The sequence below is a fragment of the Streptomyces wedmorensis genome (genome assembly GCF_000716445.1).
Taxonomy (GTDB): domain Bacteria; phylum Actinomycetota; class Actinomycetes; order Streptomycetales; family Streptomycetaceae; genus Streptomyces; species Streptomyces wedmorensis.
Window position 1 is genome coordinate 1 of the sequence record NZ_JNWK01000051.1, and the last position, 20,602, is coordinate 20,602.

At 69.9% G+C, this 20,602-nt stretch carries 19 protein-coding genes, 1 tRNA gene and 3 pseudogenes; 8 read left to right on the forward strand and 15 right to left on the reverse strand.

Annotation, left to right across the window (positions count from 1 at the left end; translation table 11 throughout):
- The first annotated feature begins 361 nt into the window (after window positions 1-361).
- Window positions 362-435, forward strand: a tRNA-Ala gene (locus OO54_RS31280).
- Between the two features lie 203 nt (window positions 436-638).
- On the opposite strand, the gene OO54_RS31285 is transcribed toward OO54_RS31280, so the two are convergent.
- Complete coding sequence (locus tag OO54_RS31285; RefSeq protein WP_033209058.1) at window positions 639-1,610, reverse strand: SDR family NAD(P)-dependent oxidoreductase; 972 nt, start codon at window positions 1,608-1,610, stop codon at window positions 639-641.
- A 55-nt stretch (window positions 1,611-1,665) separates the two neighbouring features.
- Here OO54_RS31285 and OO54_RS31290 point away from each other — a divergent pair, with 55 nt between their 5' ends.
- On the forward strand, window positions 1,666-2,088 hold the full coding sequence (locus OO54_RS31290; protein ID WP_033209060.1) for a MerR family transcriptional regulator: 423 nt from the start codon (window positions 1,666-1,668) through the stop codon (window positions 2,086-2,088).
- 8 nt (window positions 2,089-2,096) lie between these two features.
- Here OO54_RS31290 and OO54_RS47690 read toward each other — a convergent pair.
- From OO54_RS47690 to OO54_RS46035, 3 genes and pseudogenes are all read right to left on the reverse strand, one after another.
- Window positions 2,097-2,325: pseudogene (locus OO54_RS47690) on the reverse strand (GNAT family N-acetyltransferase); the annotation flags it as partial.
- 67 nt (window positions 2,326-2,392) lie between these two features.
- Complete coding sequence (locus OO54_RS31295) at window positions 2,393-3,211, reverse strand: isocitrate lyase/PEP mutase family protein (RefSeq protein ID WP_033209061.1); 819 nt, start codon at window positions 3,209-3,211, stop codon at window positions 2,393-2,395.
- Between the two features lie 4 nt (window positions 3,212-3,215).
- The gene (locus tag OO54_RS46035) at window positions 3,216-3,434 is read right to left on the reverse strand and encodes a hypothetical protein (RefSeq protein WP_053194634.1); all 219 of its coding nucleotides are present in this window, start codon (window positions 3,432-3,434) and stop codon (window positions 3,216-3,218) included.
- Window positions 3,435-3,577: 143 nt separating this feature from the next.
- Between OO54_RS46035 and OO54_RS31300 the strand changes: the two genes are divergently transcribed.
- The gene (locus OO54_RS31300; RefSeq protein WP_033209063.1) at window positions 3,578-4,018 is read left to right on the forward strand and encodes a VOC family protein; all 441 of its coding nucleotides are present in this window, start codon (window positions 3,578-3,580) and stop codon (window positions 4,016-4,018) included.
- Window positions 4,019-4,072: 54 nt separating this feature from the next.
- On the opposite strand, the gene OO54_RS46040 is transcribed toward OO54_RS31300, so the two are convergent.
- The 7 genes and pseudogenes from OO54_RS46040 to OO54_RS31330 all read right to left on the reverse strand — a co-directional run bounded on the left by OO54_RS46040 (window position 4,073) and on the right by OO54_RS31330 (window position 12,127).
- Window positions 4,073-4,249, reverse strand: a complete 177-nt coding sequence (locus tag OO54_RS46040; RefSeq protein ID WP_157856539.1) for a hypothetical protein — start codon at window positions 4,247-4,249, stop codon at window positions 4,073-4,075.
- A 15-nt stretch (window positions 4,250-4,264) separates the two neighbouring features.
- Entirely contained in the window at window positions 4,265-4,759 is a 495-nt protein-coding gene (locus OO54_RS41845) for a hypothetical protein (protein ID WP_234439610.1), read from the reverse strand.
- 412 nt (window positions 4,760-5,171) lie between these two features.
- On the reverse strand, window positions 5,172-6,575 hold the full coding sequence (locus OO54_RS31310) for an alpha/beta fold hydrolase (protein WP_051787336.1): 1,404 nt from the start codon (window positions 6,573-6,575) through the stop codon (window positions 5,172-5,174).
- A gap of 119 nt (window positions 6,576-6,694) precedes the next feature.
- Window positions 6,695-7,576: a helix-turn-helix transcriptional regulator gene (locus tag OO54_RS31315; protein ID WP_157856540.1), complete on the reverse strand. Its 882-nt coding sequence runs from the start codon at window positions 7,574-7,576 to the stop codon at window positions 6,695-6,697.
- A gap of 187 nt (window positions 7,577-7,763) precedes the next feature.
- A pseudogene (locus OO54_RS31320) lies at window positions 7,764-8,147 on the reverse strand (transposase); the annotation flags it as partial.
- A gap of 20 nt (window positions 8,148-8,167) precedes the next feature.
- Window positions 8,168-8,929 carry a GNAT family N-acetyltransferase gene (locus OO54_RS31325; protein WP_033209190.1) on the reverse strand — a complete coding sequence of 254 codons (762 nt, stop codon included), beginning with the start codon at window positions 8,927-8,929 and terminating at the stop codon, window positions 8,168-8,170.
- A 180-nt stretch (window positions 8,930-9,109) separates the two neighbouring features.
- On the reverse strand, window positions 9,110-12,127 hold the full coding sequence (locus OO54_RS31330) for a tetratricopeptide repeat protein (protein ID WP_234439611.1): 3,018 nt from the start codon (window positions 12,125-12,127) through the stop codon (window positions 9,110-9,112).
- Window positions 12,128-12,569: 442 nt separating this feature from the next.
- Here OO54_RS31330 and OO54_RS31335 point away from each other — a divergent pair, with 442 nt between their 5' ends.
- Window positions 12,570-13,304, forward strand: a complete 735-nt coding sequence (locus tag OO54_RS31335; RefSeq protein WP_033209064.1) for a dienelactone hydrolase family protein — start codon at window positions 12,570-12,572, stop codon at window positions 13,302-13,304.
- Window positions 13,305-13,457: 153 nt separating this feature from the next.
- Here the strand turns inward: OO54_RS31335 and OO54_RS31340 are convergent, their stop codons facing one another.
- Complete coding sequence (locus OO54_RS31340) at window positions 13,458-14,909, reverse strand: RNB domain-containing ribonuclease (protein WP_033209066.1); 1,452 nt, start codon at window positions 14,907-14,909, stop codon at window positions 13,458-13,460.
- Window positions 14,910-15,165: 256 nt separating this feature from the next.
- Window positions 15,166-15,780: a TetR/AcrR family transcriptional regulator gene (locus OO54_RS31345; protein WP_033209067.1), complete on the reverse strand. Its 615-nt coding sequence runs from the start codon at window positions 15,778-15,780 to the stop codon at window positions 15,166-15,168.
- A 74-nt stretch (window positions 15,781-15,854) separates the two neighbouring features.
- Between OO54_RS31345 and OO54_RS47695 the strand changes: the two are divergent.
- Both OO54_RS47695 and OO54_RS47700 read left to right on the forward strand, forming a co-directional pair.
- Window positions 15,855-16,412: pseudogene (locus tag OO54_RS47695) on the forward strand (alpha/beta fold hydrolase); the annotation flags it as partial.
- Window positions 16,378-16,524 (forward strand): hypothetical protein, encoded by a 147-nt coding sequence (locus OO54_RS47700; RefSeq protein WP_234439612.1) that lies wholly within the window; start codon window positions 16,378-16,380, stop codon window positions 16,522-16,524. The pseudogene OO54_RS47695 and the gene OO54_RS47700, both read left to right, overlap by 35 nt.
- 45 nt (window positions 16,525-16,569) lie before the next feature.
- Here the strand turns inward: OO54_RS47700 and OO54_RS31355 are convergent, their stop codons facing one another.
- Window positions 16,570-17,787, reverse strand: coding sequence for an alpha/beta hydrolase family protein (locus tag OO54_RS31355; RefSeq protein WP_033209069.1), 1,218 nt, complete (start codon window positions 17,785-17,787; stop codon window positions 16,570-16,572).
- A gap of 274 nt (window positions 17,788-18,061) precedes the next feature.
- Complete coding sequence (locus OO54_RS31360) at window positions 18,062-19,180, reverse strand: serine hydrolase domain-containing protein (RefSeq protein WP_033209071.1); 1,119 nt, start codon at window positions 19,178-19,180, stop codon at window positions 18,062-18,064.
- A 187-nt stretch (window positions 19,181-19,367) separates the two neighbouring features.
- On the opposite strand from OO54_RS31360, the gene OO54_RS31365 reads away from it, so the two are divergent.
- Window positions 19,368-20,027, forward strand: a complete 660-nt coding sequence (locus OO54_RS31365) for a TetR/AcrR family transcriptional regulator (RefSeq protein ID WP_033209074.1) — start codon at window positions 19,368-19,370, stop codon at window positions 20,025-20,027.
- A 164-nt stretch (window positions 20,028-20,191) separates the two neighbouring features.
- Window positions 20,192-20,545 carry a S24/S26 family peptidase gene (locus OO54_RS31370; RefSeq protein WP_234439613.1) on the forward strand — a complete coding sequence of 118 codons (354 nt, stop codon included), beginning with the start codon at window positions 20,192-20,194 and terminating at the stop codon, window positions 20,543-20,545.
- Window positions 20,546-20,602: the final 57 nt, after the last annotated feature.

Genomic DNA, 20,602 nt, shown 5'->3' on the forward strand with positions numbered 1-20,602 from the left:
CAGCCATCTGGCACAACCGGGCCAACGGAACATCACTGACCAGGTCATTGATCGCCTACGACCACTGACCAGCACTTCGGACTTACTCGTCTAGGGGTGGCGGGTTTCTTGTCGGGACGAGCGGGCCGTCATGATCAGCTGGTCGGCACCCGGCAGCCAGCCGCCAGTCGGGCGCCACCGTGCCGCTCCCCTGCTGGACCCCGGAAGTCTCCTGGTGGCGCGCTCTCCCGAGTGACCTGGCTTCGTTCGTCTCTCCGGGTTCTGGTTCAGGTTTAGTGACTCTGTGGCGCCGAGTGATCAGTCGCCTAGGTGAATTCCCGAGCGATGTAGCCCGGGTGGCTCGTATGATCGCGAGCGGGATGGGGCTCGTAGCGCAGTGGTTGTCGCGCCTTCACCGCATGTGGGAGGACGCCGGTTCGAATCCGGTCAGCCCCATCCCACCCTGACTCATACCAGCGGGACGTGATTCCAGCTGAGTTGGAGTCCGGCGCTACCGAGCGTCTGGCGTACCAAGGCAGGCAACGTTCACTGCCCTGTGCCATCGAGGTGTGAGCTCGGGGCGGTGTCAGTGCGACTGGTTGCTCGTACCTCGCGATGTGGTGCGGAGTCGTACAGCGCGGTGTAGGCGGACCGCGGATTCATCGGATGATCGGGATCGTGCCCGTCGCCGCTACGGACAGTTCCCAGAGGCGTGCGGCGGCGTCGGGAGCGATGGCGTAATCGCGGACGCCGCCGTCGTCCATGGGCTGGTCGGGGGCGGAGACGCGTGTGACGTCGCAGTCCTCCAGGTAGAGCCCGCCGAGTGAGTCGAGAAGGGGCGACGTGGCTGCCCACAGGCCGGTGGCGGCGCCCTGGGAGGGGGTCTTGAAGCCGGCGCCGATCACGTTGCCGTGCTCGTCCACCCATCCGCGGTCCATCTGCTCCTGGAGACTCATCTCCCGCTGGAGACCAGTGATGATCTTGCCGGGGTGGAGGGCGAACGCCCGGACTCCGTCGTCGCGTCCGAGGGCGTCGAGGTGTACGGCGAACAGGGCGTTGGCGGTCTTGGCCTGGCCGTAGGCCAACCACTTGTCATAGCCGGTACGGAAGTGCGGGTCATGCCAGCGGATGTCGGTCAGGACATGCCCGGCGGAACTGTTGACCACGACGCGTGCGCGGTCTGCGGCGGCCAGGAGCGGGTAGAGCTCGCTGGTGAGGGCGAAATGCCCGAAGTGGTTGGTGGCGAGCTGGCTTTCCCAGCCGGGCCCCACTCGCCGCTCCGGGGTGGCCATGACTCCCGCGACGGCCATCAGGATGTCGAGCCGGTCACAGCGGTCGCTGATCTGCTCTGCGGCAGCGTGGACGCTGCCGAGGGCTGCCAGGTCCATCGCGATGACCTCGCAGCCCTCCACATCCCGGAGAGCGGTGCGGGCGGTGTCGGGACGACGTGCCGGAACGATGACGCGGGCCCCGGCGGCCGCCAGACCCCGGGTGGTCTCCAGACCGAGCCCGGAATACCCCCCGGTCACAAGGGCGGTCCTGCCGCGAAGGTCCAGGCCCTCCATGACGTCCCCGGCGGTGGTGGTGGCGGAGAAGGGCGAGCCGAGGGGCTGCTGATCAGTAGTGGTCATGCCACTGACGCTACGATCTAGAGCAAGGTCTAGATCAAGTCCTAGACTGAGTGACATGACGACCGCCGAGACCCACGGCAAGGCGCTGAGCATCGGCGAGGTCTCCGAGCGGACCGGACTCAGCGTGCACGCCCTGCGCTTCTACGAGCGCGAAGGCCTACTGATCGGGCCCGTCCACCGCACGCCGGGCGGCCGGCGCCAGTACACCCCCTCCAACGTGGACTGGCTGCAGATCTGCGTGAAGCTCAGGGAATCCGGCATGCCCCTCTCCGACCTCAAACGGTTCACCGAACTCGTACGGCAGGGCCCCGGCAACGAAGCCGAACGCCTGCGTCTCCTCGACGACCATCGGCAACGCGTCGACGCACAGATCCAGGCGCTAGAGGAATGCCGTTCCGTCATCGCCTGGAAGGTCGACGTCTACGCCGAACACCTCGCTCGCGGCGAGGCCGGTGGACTCTGGGACCCGACCCCCTGAGCGGATGGAATGGAGCAGAAGGCGACGCCGACCGTGTCCTGCCCGTTCCAGGCAACCCTCCAGCATGCCGGGGCGGCGCTGTCGTAGCTCCGGTTCGACCAGGCTGAAGACACGTCGGTAGCCGGCTGCGAGCAGGAGCGCCGTGGCGTCGTGCCAGGCCGCCGCGGCGTTCGCGGCGATCACTGCCGTCGGCGCCGTTCCACGCTGTTCGACGAGCTGGCGGCTCCGGTTGTCGGCCCGCCCCACGCGGTCAGCGCGGTCAGCGCGGTCAGCGCGGTCAGCGCGGTCAGCGCGGTCAGCGCGGTCAGCGCGGGTTTGGAAACAGGCCGTTGAGCTCGGGAAAGGGGATGGTGTCGGCGAGCGGGTGGTAGTCGCCGGTGTTGTACAGCTGCTGCGCGGCGAGGCGAGTGGCGGCGTAGGCGGTCTGGGCGACGCCCGAGCCGAGGCTGACGCGGGCGACGCCGAGGCCGCCCAGCTCGGCGACGTCCGGTGCTCCAGGGCCGGCCATGATGTTCAGGGGGACAGAGATGCCCGAGGCCAGTTCCGCGATGGTGGCGGGGTCGGTGACGCCGGGGACGAAGATGCCGTCGGCGCCGGCGTCCACGTACTCACGTGCCCGCTCCAGAGTGTGCTCCAGTCGGGTGGCGGGGTCGCCGAGGCCGAACAGGTAGGTGTCGGTTCGGGCGTTGAGGAAGAGGGATACGCCGGCTCGTTCTGCCGCAGCCCGGGCGGCCATGAGCCGTGCCCTGAGTTCGGCCGGTGTACGGGTTCCGTCCTCGATGTTGATGCCCACGGCGCCTGCTTCCAGCACCCGCGTAATGGTCTCGGCGACGCCGGCTGCGTCCTGGCCGTATCCGCCCTCGATGTCGGCGGTGACCGGTACGTCGACCGCCGCGACGATGCGGGCAATCACGTCCACCGCCCGGTCGGGCGAGAGCGTTTCCCCGTCCGGATGACCGAATGACCAGGAGATCCCGGCGCTGGTGGTGGCGATCGCGGGTGCCCCTGCGGCCTCGATGACACGGGCACTCGCTACATCCCAGGCGTTGGCAAGCGCGAGGGGGCGCGCGGAGTCGTGGAGGGAACGGAAGAGCAGGGCCTTGTCCATGTGCGCTGTGATCATGCGCTCAGCCAACCAGCCACTCAAGCCTCGTGTCCGGCAGGAATCCGACACCATCGTCACCCGGCCCTGTCCATCGGTTGGCGAACGCGTTGACCGCGGCGGCCGCGTGCTCCTTGTCATGCCTCTCGGCACGGGCACGCCGTCCCGACCGGCGGTTCGGCATCGGCATCGGCATCGGCATCGGCATCGGCATCGGCCCACTCGACCACCAGAAGTCGATCACCAGAAGTCGATCACTCAGGGAGACTCGCCCTTGGCGACCAGCCGAGGCCGACCCGCAGGTCACGGGCGTTGCACTGTGCCGCAGGTCCGTCTGCGGTATACCGGTGGCCTCAGAGGCGCGCGCAACGCAGAGGGAGAACCGTCATGACGCTTCAGCGGATGGACAACGTCGGCATCGTTGTCGAAGACCTGGACGCAGCCGTCGCCTTCTTCGCCGAACTGGGCATGGAGGTCGAAGGCAGGGCGCAGATCGAGGGCCTGTTCGCGGATCAGGCTGTCGGACTCGAAGGAGTGCGCAGCGAGATCGCGATGATGCGGACGCCGGACGGCCACGGCAAGCTGGAGCTCGCGCAGTACCAGAACCCCGCGGCCATCGGCGACGGGGCGCACAATCCGCCGCCGAACACGCTGGGCCTGCACCGGGTGATGTTCGCCGTCGACGACATCCACGACACCATTGCCCGTCTGCGTCCCCTTGGCGCCGAACTCATCGGCGAGGTCGCACGGTACGAGGACATCTACCTCCTCTGCTACCTCCGCGGCCCCTCAGGCATCATCCTCGCCCTGGCCGAACAGATCAGCTAGCGCCACTTCGCGGCGAAGCCGCCCTCGCCCTGCCCCACCCGGGCAGGTCTCTGTTCACACGTCCGACGGGCGCCCTGCGTCGCCGTCCTTGCCCATGTCGTCCTGGTCGCCGCACCCGGCCTCTTCCTGCACCACTTGCTCGATCTCGAGGTCGACTCCGCGGAGCGCGTCGACCACCAGCCCCCACGCCCGTTCGCGTAGCTCCTCGGGGCCCGGTGTGGAGTCTTCCACGGGCGTGGCCCGGCGTCAGAGGGCGCCGTCCCCGGTCTCAGTGTGTAGAGCCCGCGCCACGCGCTCCTCGACGACGCGGGCGACGGACCAGCAGGCTGCCGCGTCGAGCTGCTTGTACGCGGCCGCCGGACGCGCCTCCACGACGGCGGCCGTCTCCGTTGGTCCGGTCGTGACGCGGACGCGCACGATGACCGTCGAGGCCGACGGTCCGCGGAGGGTCAGGTCCAGGATGCCGTGCCCGAACGCGGTGACCTCGTCCACTCGCAGGACGGGGTCCTTCTCGACCGCGTGCCGCACGCTGTCCGTCAGCTGGAAGGCGGTTCTGCCCTCGATGGTGGGCACCCGCGCCTCACGGACGGAGGGCAGGGCCACGGCTTCGGGGCCGAGCGTGAGCCCGTACCGGCGAGACGTGCGGGCGGCGCTCACCGCTGTGGTGACGGTCAGTACGGCGGTGAAGGCGAAGGCGCCCACCGCGCCCGCGGCCAGGGCCTGGGAGCGACCCCGCTCCATGGTGTGCCGTCGCCCAGGACCAGCGCGGCGTTCATGGCTGCCGCGAGCACCGTGCCGATCGCCAGCGCGGTCAGGGCCAGTCGGCGGACGACCGCCAGGCAGTAGCCGAGCATCGAACCGTTCCTCTCACAGGAGGGCGAACCATACGGCGGACTGCGGCCGAGGGCCCTGCCACCCCGGGCGCCGGCCGCCGCGGTCCTGGCGAGGGACGGTGTCACCTGATCGCCCGTTTGGAGTCGTCCCACGCCTTCATGGAGGCGCGGTCACCGTAGCCGCGGAACACGCGGTTGCCGATCTTCTTGATGATCTTGCCCATCGTTCCGCCGAACCCTCCGATCGCGGCCCCGACCCCAACGGCCTTGATCGCGCCACAAGTGGTGAACCCGTGGCCGCCGTGGTGCGTGTACCCGGCCTAGCGCAGCAGGAACGCCTCGGCGGCACGGGCGCCGCCGTCGCTGCGACTCTGGGTGGAGTGGCCGGCTCCGGGGAGGACGACGAGTTCGGCCCGGGGGGTGACGGCCGCGAGGTCGCGGGCCCACTGGACGGGTGTCGAGAGGTCGCGGTCGCCGGCGAGGATCAGGACCGGCATGGTGAGGGTGCGGTGGGGTGCGGCTTGGTTGGGGCGTGAGGCGGGCCAGGGGAGGCAGGTTTGGGCGATGCCCTGTGCGCCTGCCGTCTTTCGCTCGAAGGGCCAGACTGTCGTCGGCTGGATCTGTTGGACGGCCCGCTTCAGGGCTCGTTGGCGTCCCACGGTGGGTGCGGAGGCGTCGCCCCACGGCCATTGGGAGTCGGCGCAGAGGGTCGCGGCGTGGAGTCCGGAGCTGAATTCCGAGGGGGGTTCGTCGGAGGGCGCGGAGAATCCGGCGACGAGTCCGTCGAGGCGGGCGCGGTCGCCGGCGGCGGAGGCGTGGAGGGCCGTGAGGATGCCGAACCGGGGGTTGTCGAGTTTCGGGTCGATGATGCTCGCGATGACGAGCAGGTTGAACACGCCGACTCCGTTGTCGTCGCGCCGGACGACGGTCGCGAGGTCCCGGGCCGGGTCGAAACCGCACGCCTGCTCTCGGCAGGCGGCGCGGAGCACTCGTGCGGAGTGGCCGAGGGCTTCCTCGTACAGCACGCCCGCACCGTCGAGGGGGACGACGGAGTCGAGGACGAGCTTGCGGACGCGGTGCGGGTGGGTGAGGGCGTACTGGCCGGCGGTGAAGGTGCCGTACGAGACCCCGTCGAGCGTCCAGGAGGTCACGCCGAGGGCGCGCCGCAGGTCTTCGAGATCGGCCACGGTGTCGGCGGTGGTGTAGAAGTTCCGCTTCACGCCGAGACTTTCGGCGCAGGCGGTGACGGCGCCGGGCGTGGGGGCGACGGTGTCGCTGCTGCCCACCTCCCGCTGGAGCTCGGGGCAGTCGACGGCGGCGTCGCCGGTGCCGCGCTGGTCGATCATCACCAGCCGGTACTGGGCCAGGGCTCCGGGGAGGCGGTCGCGGATCCGTTGGACGAAGGGGAGGCCCGGCTGGCCCGGGCCACCCGTGAGGAAGAGCAGCGTCCCCTTGGGCGCGTCCGCCGCGCCGAAGACCGCCGTCCGCAGCCGCAGAGTGCCCGGCACCGCGCCCGTGCGGTCGAGCGGCACGGTGAGGTCGGCGCACGTCACGTCGGTCTGGCCGGGGCAGGGGCGCGGATCGGTGAGCTCCGGTGTCGCGACTGGGGCGGCGGAGGAGCTCGGAGGGTACGGGGCCGAGGCGGCGCCCGGTGCGGAGCCCACGCACGCGACGGCCGTCAGGGCGGCCGCCACGGTCGTGACGGCTCTGGTCAGGAAGGTCATCGTCACGTTCCCCCACGAGGAAGACGGGGCGCCGTGCAGCACCCACGGGGAGCACGACACCGGCCGGGTCTGCGGCCGCCGCCAGTCTGTGGCGCGCCCTCCGCCGGAGCGTTGGACATTCATGCGCGATCCGTGAGAACACCCCTCAAGACGCTGGGAACGCACCCCGTATGGCTGCGGCACACGCGGGTCAGATGGGCCTGGTCGGCGAACCCGTAGGCGTACGCGAGGGTGCGCAGGCTGTCCTCGCCCTCTTCGAGCGCGTGCAGGACACCTCGGATCCGCAGCTCGTTGCGATGATGCGTGAGCGTCGTGCCCGTGACGGCACGGAAGACGCGGCTGAGGTGATGCGGGGAACCCCCTACAGCACGGGCCAGCTCCTCCAGGGAGAGGCGAAGTCCCGGAACTCCGGCCGCCAGGACGGCGCAGGCGTCGCGGACCAGGCGGGCGTGGGCGCGGGCGGCCGCGGGACGGCTGCCGGTGTCCGTGCGCCAGTGACCGGCCGAGGCGGCGACGTCGTCGAGCAACCGGTGCAGCCGCTCGCCCAGCTCGAACTCGTCGGCCCCTCGCCGCGCCGCGGCCAGCAGGGCGCGGTGGTGCACGTCGGTGGTGCCGGTGACCGTGAAGCGACGGGAGAGCGGCGGGCCGTCGAACCGGTCGGTGAACAGCTCGGCGCCGATCCGGATCTCGGTGGACCGGTCGCCGGGGCCGATCGGGTGAGCGACCCGGTGTTCGTCGCCCGGCCGGGTGAGGTAGCCGCCGCTCGCATCGACGAAGAACTCCTCGCCGGCGATCCGACGAAGGTAGCCGCCGGACCGCGCCAGCACCACGGTGTACCCGTCCGCGTGCCCGGGCCCGACGAATCCCGAGCTGTCCTCGCAGCACAGGATGTCCTCGACGGCGATCCCCGCGGCGTTGATCCGCCCGCGGAGCGCGCCACGCCGCTCCCGTACGGCCTCGTCCTCGAGTAACTCTCGGATGCTGCGGCCTGCCTCGTTCACGCGTTCCACCCCCTGGGACCTCGGATCCCCCACCGAGAAACGATTCACACCCGCGGGCGCGGGACCGGCGGAGTCGGGCGTCGTGCGGTGCACGGCGACCCTCGCGCTGGCCACTTGGTGCCGCCCTCAGGAGCGGCGGCCCGTTGTGGGCTGTGCCAAGCCGCCGCTAAGAGCGTCCGCCAGTAGGTCATCGGATGCGTGGGTTTCGGGGTCGGGTGTTCCCGCGGTAGAGGGGCCAGGAGCGTCGGATCAGGCGGCGGACGGTGATGATGGTGGCGGCCAGGGCGAGGAAGAACTCGATGGCCGCTCTCCGACGTTCGGAGCAGCGTCGGAGTTTGCCGAAGTTGTTCATCCAGGAGTTCGTGCGCTCTACCACCCAACGGCCGCCGGTCTGGATCGGGGTCTTCGCGCCGCGCGCGGCGATGCGCGCGTCGATCCTGCGGGCGGCCAGGTCGTCGTGGACCATGTGGTAGTCGTATCCGGCATCCAGGGCAAGGCGCGGATGCTTGGGCAGGGGCCCGAGGGTCGGCTCCACGGCGGTGAAACGGTCGAGGGTGGCGGGCAGCAGTGGGCCCCTGTTCATCCCCGCCGTCAGCGGTTGAGGAAGGAGTAGCTGCGGCCGAGCTCGGTGAAGCCGCGGCAGGAGTACCACTCGCGCGGCCAGTCGGTCGCGTCCGCGATGAGGAAGAGCTGTGGGATCCCGGCAGCGGCGGCCAACGCCAGACCTGTGGCGAGCAGGGTATCTCCGTGGCCCTGCTTACGGTGCGGCACAGCAGTGACGAGGTCCTCCAGCTGAGCCAGCCCGGCGGTTCGGTCGAGGTAGAGGTCGGCCCAGGCCGCGATCTCCCCGTCCGGTGTCCGGGCAGCCAGGAAGGCTACCTTCTCCGCGCCGCGCAGGCGGGCGGTACGGCGCTCGGTGAGCTGTCGAGCGAGATCCCCGTCCAAGCCCCAGTCAAGCTGCTGGCGGAACACTGCCGCTCGCAGCTCAGCCAGCTCGACCGGGTGCGCGGCAGGTTCGGGCAGCGCGCAGCCAGCTGTCTCCCGAGCCAGTATCAGCTCGGTGTCCCGGTCGTAGCCGGCCGCCGCCAGCCCCGGGGTGGCCCGCTCCCCGAGCGCCTCGTCCAGCACCGTGATCCGATACTGCCGGCGCGGTCCGAGGCCCTGTGCAGCCAGTTCGGGCAGTGCCGCCGGGTCGGCGTCCGAGGCGTGGACGATCAGTTGGTTGTGCTCCTGGGATTGGGAGAAGTCCGAGTCGTGGACGGCGAAGGCCCCGGGCAGCTCGACGGTCTCAGAGGCCTGGCGGCGGGCGAAGGCGGCGCGGAAGGCGGTCACGCGCTCAAGCAGATCCGACATCTTCGTCATGATCGTCCCGCTCACTGCCGGGGGCAACAACCTTTCCCTACCGGCGGACGCTCTAAGCGGAAGGCTGATGTTCCACGCACTCCTCATCGCGTGGGGAGAGCTCCCCTCGCCCCGCACCCCGATCACCACACACCACAGGGCCAGCGGCAAAGCCCAGTTTCCCAGCGCGGCCTACTCCGCCTCAGGTCCCGGGTCGATCGCTGACTGCTTCAGGTGGGTGATGTGGTCCAGTGTGGCGAGAGTGTCAGGGTGGTCGGGGCCGAGGAGGCGCCGGCTGTCGGATGCGACGCGCCAGAGGTGGCCGAGTGCTTCATCGGTGCGACCCACTCGCTGGTAGGAGCCGGCCAGGCCGTAGCGGGCGAGGATGATGTCGGGATGGTCGACGCCGAGGAGCCGTTCGCAGTCGGCCACCACCGACTCCAGTAGGTCGATGGATTCCTCGGTTCGGCCTGCCTGCTCATAGGCTCCGGCCAGGCTGCCGCGGGCGATGACGGTGTCGATGTGGTCGGGGCCGAGTACGCGCTCGCGATCGGGCACCACCTGCTCCAGCAGGGCGACGGCCTCTTCGATGCGGCCTCCTTGCCGGTACGAGTCGGCCAGGTTGGCGCGGGCGAGGAGGGTGTTGGGGTGGTCGGTGCCGAGCAGGTGCTCGCTGTCGGACAGCACTTGCTCCTGCAGTGCCAGCGCCTCCTCCGCCCGGCCTGCTTTCTGGTACAGGCGGGCCAGGTTGTTGCGGGCGGTGAGGGTGCTGGGGTGAAGGGTGCCGTGCAGCCGCTCGCTGTCGGCGACGGCTTGTTCCTGGAGGCCCAGCGCCTTGTCCGCCTGGTTTCCCTGCTGGTAGGCGCCGGCGAGGTTGGCGCGAGCGAGGAGTGAGGTGCGGTGGTCGGGGCCGAGGAGCCGTTCGCTGTCGGCTACCAGTTGTTCGAGGAGTGCGGTGGCGTCCTCGGTCCGGGCTCTTTGCAGGTAGCTGCTGGTCAGGCTGTTCCGGCTGAGGAGGGTGTCGGGGTGGTCACCGCCGAGCAGCCTCTCGCTGTCGGCGACCACGTGCTCCAGTAGCTCGATGGCTTCGTCGATCCGGCCTCCCTGGCGGTAGGAGATGGCGAGGCTGGCACGGGAGCCGAGGAGGTGGGGGTGGTCGGCGCCGAGGATGCCTTCGCCGGTGGTCACCATGCGTTGCCAGTAGGCGGTGGCGCTGCTGATCAGGCCGGCGGCCGAGAGGCTGTCGCCCGCGCGGTGGAGGACCGGGTGCCAGAGCCGGTGGTCGGTGTGGAGGGCGAGGGCGTCGGTGTTGGTGCGGAGGGTCGCGGCCAGTTCGGGGTGCTGCGGATCGATCTCGGGCCATATGTGGAGGAGGCCGTTCGCGGCGGCGGTGGCGAGGTGGACGAGGCCGGTTGCGGGGATGGATTCGCGTACGGCGCGGGCGGTGAGGGCGTGGATGCGTACGGCGCGGGGTTCGGCGCGGCGGTCGTGGGTGATGAGGGCGTAGCGGTGGAGGAGCCGTAGGACGGAGTGGATCTGTCCTGCGGTGACCTGCCGATCGTATGGGGGGTAGTGGCTGAAGTATTCGAGGAGGGGCGGGCTGGACCAGAACGAGTGGGGGTGGCCGGCGGGGTCGAGGAGGGCGGCCAGGCACAGGGCGGGGCCGGCGAGGTTGGTGGTGTCGGCCTCTTGCACCGCGTCGAAGGAGAGCAGGAGGGCCACGGTGATGTGTCGGCCGTAGCCCTCGGCGTCGGCCGTGTCGGGCAGTGCGTCGGCCAGGCGTGTGGCGCGGCTGTTGAAGAGGTCGAGGTATTCGGTGCAGGTGAGTGCTTCGTTGAGCATGTGCGCTGCGGCGAGGCCGAGCGCGAGGGGAAGGTGGCCGAGGGCTTCGGCGAGGGAGGTGGCCTGGTCGTCGAGGAGGTGCCCCGTGTCGTCGCGGTCGAGGCGTTCGCTCAGGTAGGAGATGGACTCCTCGGGTGTGTAGGTCCCGATGTCGACGCGGGTACGGCCGCCACCGGTGAGGCGGGCGTCGTTGAGTCGTGTCGTGGCCAGGCTCCAGCCGGTCCCACTGCGGCTGACGGGCCACCACGTGCCCAGCGTGACGAGGTCGGTGACGTCGTCGAGGACGACCATCCAGCGACGTGATGTCGTGGCCAGCCACGCCAGCAGTGTCCGGGCGTCGGCTTCCGGATCCTCGCCGGTCGCGCCGGCCAGGTGGAGGTCGGCGGCGGCCCGGGCGTACTGGGTGATCACCTGCTGCGGTTCCGCCGCCGGCGCCCAGACCACGATGTCCGTGCCCTGCGCGAGGGCGTCGGTGACACAGGCGGCGGCCAGCTGTGTCTTACCTACTCCCCCGCCGCCGGAGAGCACCTGTGTCAGCATCACCGACCCCCCGGTCGCTCGTGCCCGTTCGATCTCCTCCCGCAGGTCGCTGCGCGGCTGGAGCGCGGTGGCGAGCGTGGGCACCTGCCCGACGATCACCGGCCACCTCGGTTCGGTGGCGCCAGGTGACGCTGCATCGCCGGTGGCGGTCACCGCCTCAGGCACTCCGGCGGTCCCGGCGTGTCCTTTACGGGTGACGAGTTCGGCGAATCCGGGCGAGTCGAGGGCCTCGTGGATCGGGGCGGCATGCAGGCGCCGCCAGTCCATGGACCGGTTGTCCTCGACCGCCACGCCCACCAGTCGACCGTGGCAGAAGACGGCCGCTCCGGACGCGCCGGCCCATGGCCGCTCCCCGTCTCGGCTCGCCGCCGGCCAGATCCGACAGTCCAGCACCCAGCCGGCCGAGGACGTGGAGACCGCGGACAGCTCACCACGCAGAGCCTCGACCTGCGCGGAGCTCCCCGCATCGGCGGCGAAAGCGGGAAATCCGGCACCTGTGTACGGGATCTGGCCGGTGCCTTCGGGCAATCCCCAGACCACCGGACCGCCGGTGGTCGCCACGGGTTCGTCGAGCCAGATCAACGCGATGTCCAGGTCATCCGCGGCGGGGACGCCCTGCTCGGGATCGGGCCAGCACACCTGCGCTCGCCGTTGCTCGACCCGCCCGAAGTGCGGATGCCCGACACGTGCCTGCACGTGCTCCGCCCAACGGCCCTCGGCCAGAACGACGTGCAGGGCCGTCAGCACCAGCTGCGGCCCTACCAGGTAACCGGACCCGACCCCCGTCGGGTTGTCCGTCTGGACCAGTACAAGGCGCTCCGGATTCATTTCGCCGCGTACACCCCTGCCCCGTCTGCTGTGGTGCCTTTGTCGTCGACACGCCCATGTCCACGCGTACCCCTGATGCGCAGGCCCCCGTGAGCGGTGGCACCTCATCTTCAGCCTGCCCCGATGGAACAACTCCCCAGGCTGGTTCAGCGTTCCGGCTTCGCCCGTCGCCGCGTCAAGTGAGCGCTGTGGCTCCGGTGCGCTCTGCTGCTGCACGGAGTCATGTTGTTGTCGCACGGCATGATCAGCTGTGGGCTATGTTGTGAGGATGACTACCGGGACGGCGTCGCGCCACACACGGATTGGTGACCCGGTGCTCTCCTGAGTGCCGTCAGGGCCGGTGCGGGCCCGCTGTTCGATCGAGGATGCCGCGCTGCTGCGCGGGCTCCGCCTCCGTCGTGTTGATCAAAGGCTCCACACATCAACCACGACAGGAGAGTTCATGCCCAGCAAGACGCTGCTGATTCCCACTGCGGACGGCCAGGCCGACGCGTTCGCCGCCTTCCCCGACCGCGGCGATCAGTTCCCCGGAGTGCTGATGTACGCGGACGGCTTCGGCATCCGGCCCGTGCTGCGGGAGATGGCCCGGGAACTGGCCGGGCACGGGTACTACGTACTCGTGCCCAACCTCTTCTACCGCCACGGTCCTGCACCGGTGGTCGAGCTTCCCGAGCACATCGGAGAAGCGGCCCGGCCTCAGGTCATGGCACAGGTCATGCCTCTGATCCACGCGCACACCGCCGGACGTGTCCTGCGCGACGCCGATGCCTACCTCGGGTTCCTCACCGCCCAGCCCGAGGTCGGCGCCGGTCCGCTCGCGGTGACGGGCTACTGCATCGGCGGCCTCCTGGCGATGCGCACCGCCGCTGCCCACCCCGGCCGGGTAGCCGCCGTCGCCGCGTTCCACGGTCCCGTGGGCGCCGACGGTCCCGACCTCTTCTCCGAGCTCACCGCACAGGTTCACCTCGGCCACGCCGAGAGCGACCTGACACCCGAAGCCCTCGCCGAGCTCGACCAGGCCCTGGACGCCTCGGGTGTCAGCTACACCTCCGAGATCTACCCCGACACCGTCCACGGCTTCACCATGTCCGACACCGACGCTTTCGACGCCCCCGGGCTGAAGCGCCACTGGGACCGCCTGCTCCCTCTTTTGGACCGCACCCTGGGCCAGAGCTGAGGATCCACCGCAGCTGCAAGGCCGCCCTCGCCAGCGGGGCAGCCCTGGCCGTCGGACAAGCGGGCCGTCGGACCGTCGGACAAGCGGGCAGGCGAGCGGGCAGGCAGGCGGGCGGGCAGCCCTTGCCTGCCCGCCCGCCGGAGACGACGGGCCTTACACCACGTTGAAGAGGACCTTCTCCCGGCCGGAGAAGAGCGGGTCGGCCCGGATGAGCTTGGCCTGGACGTTCGCGCCCAGGTCGAGCTTGGATCCGGACGTGATCTTGCCCATCACGGCGGGGTCTGCCAGGTGCACCGTGCCCTCCTTCGGATCGTTGTCCTCCGCGTCGGTGTTGATGACCAAGCCGCTGAAGATCTCACCCTCACGGTGCTCGAGTACCGCGGCCTCCGCGATGTCCACCACACGCCGGTCCGCCACCTTGCCCTTCCCTCGTGCCATGTCGCACGGCATGCAGTACAGGGCGTCGAGTACCCACCTCGGCGGGGGCTTGTCGGCACACGCGGCCACGCACAGCTCACCGGTGTACCGGTCGACCAGACGCCGCAGCGGGGCCGTGCAGTAGGTGTACGGTGCCGCGATCGCGGCGTGGAGCGTGTACTTCGGGGTCTGGTTGTCGCGGAAGACGGTGTACTCCGCCTTGAGCAACATGGCGGTGGCCTCGCTGAGGAAGGCCATGTGCTTGCGGTCAGCCGGGTTGAGCGAGTTGACCAGAGCGGCGTACGTGACGTCGGGTTTCCAGTCGATGCCCAGGTGCTTCGCGATGTCGTGCACGCGTTGGACCACTTCGGGGTCCTTCTGCTTCTGTTGAGTGCGCAGGATTCCGGTACCGCTGCCCAGCATGATCCGGGCCGCAGCCATCCCGGTCATGAGGGAGATCTGCTCGTTCCAGCCTTCCACCGGCAGTGCCGCCGCGTAGCTCAGCCGGAACGATCCGTCCTCCAGGGTGACCTCCTGGTCAGGCAGGTTCACCGAGACCCCGCCGCGCGCGGCCTCGACCGCTTCCCGCAACTTGCCGATCTCGCGCAGCAGGGCGACGGACTCCCCGGCCGTGCCGGCGTCGATGTCCTGCTGCACCTTCGCGTAGCTCAGCTTGGCCTGGCTGCGGACTTTCGCCCTGCTCACGGTCGAGTGGGTCACGTTGCCGTCGGCGTCGAGGTCGTGCTGCCACAGCAGGGCGGGGACGACCTGGCCCGGCAGGAGGCTGGCCGGTCCCTCGGAGATCGAGGGCGGGTGCAGGGGCACCTTGAGATCGGGAAAGTACAGCGTCTCGATTCGGTCGTGGGCCTCGGCGTCCAACGCGCTACCGGCCTTGACGAAGGCCGCCACGTCGGCGATGGCGTAGTGCACGCGGTACCCGCCGCCGGACCGCCGCTCCAGGTGCATGGCCTGGTCGAGGTCCTTGGAGGTCGGCGGGTCGATCGTGAACAACGGCAGGTGAGTGGCGTCCTTGTCCGGCAGTCGGACGTCGTCCACGGCCTTCTTCGCCGCTTCGAGTACGTGCGCGGGAAATTCCGTGGTGGCCTTCAGCTCCGCCCGGAGCAGCTGCAGTGGCTTCTGCAGAGCGTCCTGGGCTTCGCGGGACATGTGCATCTGAGGGCGTCGCATGCCTCGACCGTAGGACGACGACCGCAAGGCGTCGCCGCGAGCGGGCCCAGTCGAGGGAAGGATGCGGCAATCCGAGGGATTGCCGTCCCCACAGACATGTACAGGCCGGACGACGTTCAGCACGGGGTGCCATCGCTGCCCGTGCAAGCGGTGGTCGACCGCCCCCGCTCGTGTCGAGTGCGCCGAGGGTCATGGCGTAGAGGCGGGGAGAAGGCTCCGCGGCTCGTCACCACTCCATGGACATCTCAGCGCGCTATCACTCGCGGCACTTCTCCGTCAGGGCAGCGCCGCGAAGGTAGGCGGTGAGGATGCTCTCCAGCGGGGTGGTTTCGTTGATGGCAGTGCGGTGGAACAGCAGTGAGTCCGTCAGGGCGATCGGCTCCTCGACCCGATCGTCCGAGTCGGGGAGTCCTGCCCGGGCGAGGGCCGTCGCTGTCACTTGTCGCGTCAGGGCGTGGACTTCGGACTGGTTTGTCAGTTTGTGCCGAAGCGTGGGCGCGTCGTCGAGCTCGAGGAGGAGCGCGTAGCGGGCCCTCATGTCGTCGCGCCGTGCCGCGAGGGTCTCGACAAGTCCGGCGATCGATGCCGCCGGCTCCGCGATGTCGAGCGGGTGTCCGTCGTCGGACCTCGCGTTCAGGGCGGTCGCGAGGTCCTTGGCGTCGGCCATCGAACGATCCGCGAGTGCGTTGACGATGAGTTCCAGGAGCGCGTGGCGCGTTTTCGCGTAATAGGAGGTCGATCCTTGCGGGATGCCTGCCTCATGGTCGACGGCTCGGTGCGTCAGTGCGCGAACACCCTCGCGGGCGATGATGCGAATGCCGCTGTCGGCGATCGCCGCCCGACGCTCACTGCCGTTGGACGCACTGGACATGACTCGATACTACAGGTGTAGAGTCGCGACTCACGGAAGCTCTACAGGTGTAGTGGGCAGTTGCCGCCCGGCAGGTGGGGGGCGCGACGCGACCAAACGGAGAGCGCGATGATGATCGACTTCGTTCCGGACCAAAGTCCGTACCCCTCCAGTCGCGTTGGTTCGATGCGTCGGCCGGTCGGCTCCACTACATCGACGAAGGGTCCGGGCCGGCGCTGCTGTTCTGCCACGGCTCACCGGCCTGGAGCTTCCTCTATCGCCGCATCGCGACCGGCCTGCGGGACCGGTATCGGGGCATCGCCGTCGACCACCTCGGCTTCGGGTTGTCCGAACGCCCCCGCTGCTTCGGCTACACGATTGCCGAGCACACGGCGGTCCTGGGCGAGTTGATCGACCATCTCCAGCTGGACGGCTTCGTCGTCGTGGGGCATGACTGGGGAGGCCCGATCGGGCTGGGCGCGGCGAGCACGCGGGCCGCCGGAGTGAGAGGGGTCGTGCTGGGCAACACCGCCTTCCGGCCGATCGAACCGCTGGCGAACCGGGCGTTCAGTGTGATCATGAGCAGCCATCCCATGAGGCGGCGCATAAACGAAGGACATGGTCTTCCGGCCCCGAGCGTGCATCCCGCGGTTGCACGCCTCGTTCACCGACCTCGACGTCGTCGAGTTACCCCGAGCCCGGCACTTCCTCCAGGAGGACGCGCCGGACGAGATCACATCCGCGATCGCCAAACGGTTCCCGTGAAGCGCCCCCACTCCCCCACCGCAAACGCGCCACGCGTCCGGGCACTCACGGCAGGAACGTCACCTCCGGGAAGGCCGGGGACGGTCCGTCGAGCAGGTGTCCTCGACGGTGACGCAGGTGCTCGTCGAAGAACGCGAGCGGGTACGTCTGCTGGATCCTCACCGCCCGGTCGGGGTCGAGGGTGCCGATCACGCTCTGGAGCTGCTCGCCGCTCCATCCGAGCAGCTTCGCCACCTGGGGGAACAGTGCCTCGTTGTCGCCGTACGAGACGTGGGCGGCGCCCTGGGCCTGGATGTCCAGCCGCCAGCCCCGCAGGTGCGACCAGAACGCGGCGGCCTGGGGGGTCGTGGCCCGGGCGAACTCGGCGGACATCATCATGAACGGCCGGTCCAGGTCGCCGGTCAGCGGCGGGTTCATCTGCATCGGAGCGTCCAGGCTCAGCCCGGCCCGGATGCGCTCGTCCGCGAGCGTGGCGCAGGCGGTCGCCGTTCCGCCCTTCGACCAGCCCATGGCACCCATGCGCCGCGGGTCGACGGAGCCGAGCAGTCCGGCCGGCAGCTGTCGCCGGTCGGCGTCCGGATTGCAGCCGGCGGCCAGCTGCTCGACGCAGTCGAGGACGAAGCGCAGGTCCGCGGCGAAGTCCCCAGGAAGCGTCGGCGCGTTCCGGTCGTAGAGCGGAACGGCGACCCTGCCGTCGGGGAAATCGGTGTACGTGTCGTACTGGTGGGCCACCGTCACGACCGCGTATCCGTGGCTGGCGAGCTCTTGGACCACGATGGTGTGGTCGCCCTGGTGACTGTGTGCGCCATGCGAGAACACGACGACGGGCATCCGTCGGCCCGACCTCCGCACCGGAGCGCCCACGTGGCCGGAGGTGAGCGGCGCCAGGGGAACCAGGTCACTGAACCCCGCGTCGGCGAGGAACGCCTCAAGCGCACCTGCCGGCATCCAGGGCGCCACCGGGTACCGCTCGACGCCCCGGGCCGGGTACCAGACGGTGGCCATCAACTCTCGGAAGTGCCCAGGTCCCGCCATGTCGTCCGGGCGCGACCGGTCGACGAGGCGCAGGCAGACCGTGCCCACCGGGTGCGGCCCGGTGGGCGCGGGCAGCGTGAGTCGCGTCCGGGCGGGCGTTCCCGGCTCCGCAGCCCGCGCGGGGCCGGCGACGGCGGCAAGCGGTACGGCGGCCCCGGCTGCCAGCGCGGCTCCCAGCATGCTGCGGCGCGTCATGCTCTTCCGGGTGATGAACGGTGTGGTCGTCATGGGTCCCTCCCGTGGTGACGGGTCGTCATGCGTGCCGTCACGGCCGACCCGTGGGCACGGAGCAACGCTGGCACGCGCCCCTCCCTTGAGGCATCAACCCACCGTTTGATCACTCGCGCGCCGCATTGGCCCACGGGTTTACACCCGGGGGTCAATGCGGCCGGCGACGGAACCCTCCCGTACCAGGTCAGCGGCCTTCCCACCGCACTACGGGACGGCCCGGGCCGGGAGCCCGACAGGTTCCCGGCCCGGACCGGTGACCTTCCCGGACAGGTCAGCCGTACATCGCCACGCGGTACAGAGTCGCCAGCGCGTCGTCGATGGGGTGGGGCTGCGGCTTGCCGGAGGAGTCGAGCTCGTTCCACCTCTGCATGTTCACCGCGATGGCCAGTTGCCGCTTTCCGTCGGCGCGGGTCATGGCCAGTGCACCGCCACCCCAGACCGAGCCGGCGTGGCCCCAGAAGGTGCCCTCGCCGGGGCCCTCCATCGGGTGCAGGCCGAGGCCGTAGTCGCCCGTCTTCCCTTCCAGGGAGACGACCGGGACCGTGCGCTGCATCTCCGCCAGCGACGACGGGCTGACGATCTCCCCGGCCAGCAGCAGGCCGTAGAAGCGGTTGAGGTCCGCGACCGTCGATATCAGCGAGGCCGCCGGCCCCACCCATGACATGTCGAAGACGCTGTAGTCGCGCGGCGGGTCGATCATGCCGAACCACGCCTCGTAGAGGTGCGAGTGCGGCCCGTCGACGTACGGCCCGGTGGGGAGTTCGGTGTCCCGCAGTCCGGCGCGCTCGATGACGTTCCGGGTGATGTACTGCTCAGCCGTGGTGCCGGTCACCCGTTCCAGCAGTTGGCAGAGGAGCAGGTAGTTGGTGTTCGAGTACACCCCCGGCGTGCCGCCCGAAACGCCGACGGCGGGTGCGGTGACCCCCATCTCGATCAGTGCGGTGGGGTCGAACCGCGTGAGCCGGTGGTCGTCCAGGCTCTGGGGCCCGGTCTCAGCTAGATCGGGGAAGGCCTTGAGGGAGGGGTAGGCGTACGGGAGGTAGTCGGCGAGGCCGCTCGTGTGGTTGATCAGCATCCGGACCGTGATCGCGTCACCGCGTTCTCCGGGCACCAGGTCCGGAAGGTACCGGCCGATCGGCGTGTCGAGCCCGACCTGACCACTCTCGACCAGCCGCAGGACCGCTGCGGCGGTGAAGGTCTTGGTGAGGCTGCCGACGCGGTGCCGCATGCCGACGGTGACGGGACGGCCGGTGGCCACATCGGCGACACCGGCGGCGCCGCGCCATACCCGGTCGCCGTCTCGCACCTCGGCGAACAGGCCCGGCATCCCGGCGCGGTGGACGTTCTCGATGGCGGCATCCAGCGCCGCGGAATCCAATGGGTTCTTCACGACATGCGTCCTTTCGAATCCCTCGGGGTGGGCTCCGCACCGGTCGCCCGACCCAGCTGACAGGGCGCGCCCGACACGGCGGCCCGCCTGCTGCCGGGCCACTCGGCACGCTCATGTCCTCATTATGCACGCGGTGCGTGCAACACCAAGTGCATGAGTTAGACTGAGTCCGACGAGAGGGGCGAAAATGGCTGGTCGAAGGCGTTGGTCCACCGAGGAAATCCTCGATGCAGCAGCGGAGTTGCTTCGTACGAGCGACGCGGAGTCATTCAGCGTGCGCAAGCTCGCCGCGACCCTCGGAACCGATTCCTCCAGCCTCTACCGGCACTTCCGCAGCAAGACCGAACTGCTCCGCGCGGTCGCCGACCGGATCCTCCTCGCCTCCATGGACGGCTACCGCGCCGAGGGCGACTGGAAGCAGCGCATCACGGCCCTCGCGCTGCGCCTGAGAGAGGCGTTCGGCCAGCAGCCCCAACTCGCCGCGGTCTGGGGACGGTACGCATCAGGCGGCGCCGGCTCCCGCCTGGTCATGGAAGAGGTACTCCAAGCCCTGCGTGACTCAGGACTCCCCGACGAGGAGATCCCGGCGCGCTACCACCGGCTCGCGGTCGCCATCGCCGCACTGATCGCCTCCGAGGCCGGCGTCAGCACCATCACCTCTGAAGAGTACGAACAGGGCATGGAACTGTTCCGCGTCGCCGTCCTCGGCGCCGACCCCGAACACTTCCCCGCCCTCGCCCACTTCGCCCGCGACATCCGCCCCCTCGGAGCGGACCGCCAAGCCGCGTTCGAAGAGATCCTCGCCGCCCAACTCGCCCACATCGAAGCCGCGATCCACGCGCGCTAGTGTCCTGAGTCGGAAGTTCCTCGGTAGATCTCCGCCTCAGGACACTAGTGCCGTGCCATGCCGTATCAGGCAACGTTCGCCTCGCTGGTGGAGCACGGAGGAACAAATCGGTGGGGCGACGCACGGGAACCTGCCACGATCACCGGATGGGTGCGTTGGATGCAGTGGCAGGCAGGGTTGCCGGCGGCGCCACCGTGACGTTCCGGCCCAGCGGCTCCTCGATGGTCCCGCTGATACGCAGTCGGCAGCAGGTCATCGTCGCTCCGGTCGACCCGTCGAAGTCGGAGGTCGGGGACATCGTCCTCGCCCGTGTCGCCGGGACGGTGTACCTGCACTTGGTGTCGTCCGTGGACCCCGCCGGGAAGCGGGTGCAGATCAGCAACAACCGTGGCCTCGTCAACGGCTGGACCAGCCACGATCGCGTCTTCGGCATCTGTGTGGCAGTCGACGGCGTCGCCAGGTCGAAGGCCGCGGGCAAGACGCTCGCGGCCGACTCCGACGACATCTCCTACACCTGACGCTCCAGCAGCATCGGGCCGCCAAGCCATACGGGCGCGCCCCATTCCGGGCCGCAG

Coding starts and splice junctions, on each gene's coding strand:
- OO54_RS31340 (WP_033209066.1), bottom strand. CDS start 14,909: ATGCGACGCCCTCAGATGCACATGTCCCGCGAAGCCCAGGACGCTCTG.
- OO54_RS47700 (WP_234439612.1), top strand. CDS start 16,378: ATGGTCTTCCGGCCCCGAGCGTGCATCCCGCGGTTGCACGCCTCGTTC.
- OO54_RS31290 (WP_033209060.1), top strand. CDS start 1,666: ATGACGACCGCCGAGACCCACGGCAAGGCGCTGAGCATCGGCGAGGTC.
- OO54_RS31365 (WP_033209074.1), top strand. CDS start 19,368: ATGGCTGGTCGAAGGCGTTGGTCCACCGAGGAAATCCTCGATGCAGCA.
- OO54_RS31300 (WP_033209063.1), top strand. CDS start 3,578: ATGACGCTTCAGCGGATGGACAACGTCGGCATCGTTGTCGAAGACCTG.
- OO54_RS31355 (WP_033209069.1), bottom strand. CDS start 17,787: ATGACGACCACACCGTTCATCACCCGGAAGAGCATGACGCGCCGCAGC.
- OO54_RS31345 (WP_033209067.1), bottom strand. CDS start 15,780: ATGTCCAGTGCGTCCAACGGCAGTGAGCGTCGGGCGGCGATCGCCGAC.
- OO54_RS31325 (WP_033209190.1), bottom strand. CDS start 8,929: ATGTCGGATCTGCTTGAGCGCGTGACCGCCTTCCGCGCCGCCTTCGCC.
- OO54_RS41845 (WP_234439610.1), bottom strand. CDS start 4,759: ATGGAGCGGGGTCGCTCCCAGGCCCTGGCCGCGGGCGCGGTGGGCGCC.
- OO54_RS31330 (WP_234439611.1), bottom strand. CDS start 12,127: ATGAATCCGGAGCGCCTTGTACTGGTCCAGACGGACAACCCGACGGGG.
- OO54_RS31285 (WP_033209058.1), bottom strand. CDS start 1,610: ATGACCACTACTGATCAGCAGCCCCTCGGCTCGCCCTTCTCCGCCACC.
- OO54_RS31310 (WP_051787336.1), bottom strand. CDS start 6,575: ATGACCTTCCTGACCAGAGCCGTCACGACCGTGGCGGCCGCCCTGACG.
- OO54_RS31295 (WP_033209061.1), bottom strand. CDS start 3,211: ATGATCACAGCGCACATGGACAAGGCCCTGCTCTTCCGTTCCCTCCAC.
- OO54_RS31335 (WP_033209064.1), top strand. CDS start 12,570: ATGCCCAGCAAGACGCTGCTGATTCCCACTGCGGACGGCCAGGCCGAC.